The sequence below is a fragment of the Citrobacter sp. S46_ASV_140 genome (assembly GCF_018919545.1).
Taxonomy (GTDB): domain Bacteria; phylum Pseudomonadota; class Gammaproteobacteria; order Enterobacterales; family Enterobacteriaceae; genus Citrobacter; species Citrobacter braakii.
In genome coordinates, this window is the sequence record NZ_JAHLRC010000235.1 from 1 (window position 1) to 2,402 (window position 2,402).

2 protein-coding genes and 1 pseudogene are annotated in these 2,402 nt (G+C 52.8%); all 3 read right to left on the reverse strand.

Going from position 1 to position 2,402, the window contains the following annotated elements:
• Positions 1-22: 22 nt before the first annotated feature.
• Complete coding sequence (locus KQJ19_RS23275; protein WP_016153752.1) at positions 23-1,048, reverse strand: ABC transporter permease; 1,026 nt, start codon at positions 1,046-1,048, stop codon at positions 23-25.
• Positions 1,048-2,142, reverse strand: a complete 1,095-nt coding sequence (locus tag KQJ19_RS23280) for a microcin C ABC transporter permease YejB (protein WP_016153751.1) — start codon at positions 2,140-2,142, stop codon at positions 1,048-1,050. The genes KQJ19_RS23275 and KQJ19_RS23280 overlap by 1 nt, the downstream gene beginning before the upstream one ends.
• Positions 2,143-2,402: pseudogene (locus KQJ19_RS23285) on the reverse strand (ABC transporter substrate-binding protein); the annotation flags it as partial.

Below are 2,402 nucleotides of genomic sequence, written 5' to 3' on the forward strand. Positions count from 1 at the left end.
AGTTAATAGCGGTTGTGTCATCTTAAATCGCCTTGTTGGGATCGAACGCGTCGCGTACCGCTTCACCAATAAATATCAGTAGCGATAATAGCAGGGCAACGGAGATGAACGCGGTGATACCAAGCCACGGTGCCTGCAGGTTGTTTTTACCCTGTAACAGGAGTTCTCCCAGCGATGGCGATCCAAGCGGTAAGCCGAAGCCAAGAAAATCCAGCGAGGTCAGAGTGGTGATCGAGGCGCATAATATAAACGGTAAAAAGGTCAGGGCGGCGACCATCGCATTGGGCAGCATATGGCGCAGAATAATACTGCGATCGCTCACGCCAAGCGCCTGAGCGGCACGAATGTAATCAAAGTTTCGGGTACGTAAAAATTCCGCGCGTACCACGCCAACCAGGCTCATCCAGCCAAACAGCACGGTAATGCCCAGTAGCCACCAGAAGTTTGGCTGGACCACGCTCGACAGCAGTATGATCAAAAACAGCGTTGGCATACCTGACCAAACCTCAATGAATCGTTGCCCCCACAGATCCACCTTGCCGCCATAATAGCCCTGGATTGCGCCAGCCATGATCCCCATCACGCTGGAGCACAGGGTTAGCATTAATCCAAACAGGACAGAAATACGAGTGCCGTAGAGGATCCGTGCCAGCACATCACCACCGTTGGCGTCCGTTCCCAGCCAGTTTTGTGCAGAAGGCGGGGAAGGGAAGGGCTTATCAGTGGCAAAGTTAATGCTGGTGGCTCCAAAGCGTATCGGCGCCCACAGGATCCAGCCCCGGTTTTCCAGGCGCTGCTGTAACCACGGATCCTGATAATCAGCCTGGGTCGCCAATGGTCCGCCGAAGTCGCTTTCACTGTAGTTTTTGAACAGGGGGAAATACCAGCTACTGTCGTAGCGCACCAGTAGCGGCTTATCATTGGCAATCAGTTCTGAACACAGGCTAAGGCCGAAGAGCAGTAGAAAAATCCACAGCGACCAATAGCCGCGACGGTTATGGCGAAAACGCGCCCAGCGGGCCTGATTGACGGGGCTTAATCGCGACATTAGCGTCCCTCAAAATCAATACGGGGATCGACCAGCGTATAGCTGATGTCGCTGAGGATATTCAGCAGCAGACCGATCAGGGTGAAGATATAGAGCGTGCCAAACATTACCGGGTAGTCACGTGATACGGTGGATTCATAACCCAGTAGTCCCAGACCGTTAAGTGAAAACATCACTTCAATCAGCAGCGAACCGGTAAAAAACATGCTGATAAACGTTGCCGGGAAGCCAGCGATTACCAGCAACATGGCATTGCGAAACACATGTTTCCACAGAATGTTTTTCTCGCTGACCCCTTTGGCGCGCGCGGTGACGACATACTGTTTGCGTACCTCATCCAGAAATGAGTTTTTGGTCAGCATGGTTAGCGCGGCAAAACCCCCAACCACCGTCGCCAGCACTGGCAGGGTAATATGCCAAAGGTAGTCGGTCACTTTCTGATACCAGGGCAGGGAATCAAAATTGGCGGAAACCAGTCCGCGAAGCGGGAACAGGTCGTAATAGCTGCCCCCGGCAAAAAAGACGATCAGTAAAATCGCAAACAAAAAGGCCGGTATGGCATAGCCAATAATAATGAATGCGCTGCTCCAGACATCAAATCGGCTGCCGTTGTGAACGGCTTTGCGGATCCCAAGCGGTATCGACACCAGATAGATAATGAGCGTACTCCATAGCCCCAGCGTGACGGAAACAGGCAGGCTGTCTTTGATAAGCGTCAGCACTGAGGCGCTACGAAACAGGCTGTCGCCGAAATCGAAACGAATATAGTCCCAGAGCATTTTGAAATAACGCTCATGAATAGGCTTATCGAACCCGTAACGGCGAGTGATTTCGGCGATCACTTCCGGGTCAAGACCACGGCCGCCTCGGTAATTACTGTCGCTGATATTGCCGACGCCGGTTTGCGCGTGGCTGGCGCGAATGCCTTCACTACCCGCGCCGGGTAATGCCCCGCTTTGTCCGAACTCAATGGCGGCGACGGCCTGCTCAACCGGACCACCGGGGGCAATCTGCACGATAAAAAAGTTGATGGTGATGATGGCCCAAAGCGTTGGGATCACCAGTAGCAGACGTCGAATCAGATAAGCGCCCATTTATTCTCCCTGCCGTCTGGCTGCTGGCAGTTTCGCCGCTTTGTTAACGTCGTACCACCAGTTGTCGAGACCAATGGTATAAATGGGGCGAATAGCTGGATGCGAAAACTTATCCCACCAGGCGATGCGATCCTCTGCCATAAACCACATCGGCAACATGTAGTAGTTCCAGGTTAATACCCTGTCCAGTGCCCGACCGAGTGGGACTAGTTTGGCTTTATCACCTTGCGCCGCGATGATTTGGTTGATCAGTTTATCAA

Excerpts from the sequence above, each read along its gene's own strand:
- KQJ19_RS23275 (WP_016153752.1), bottom strand. The coding sequence starts at position 1,048 with ATGTCGCGATTAAGCCCCGTCAATCAGGCCCGCTGGGCGCGTTTTCGC.
- KQJ19_RS23280 (WP_016153751.1), bottom strand. The coding sequence starts at position 2,142 with ATGGGCGCTTATCTGATTCGACGTCTGCTACTGGTGATCCCAACGCTT.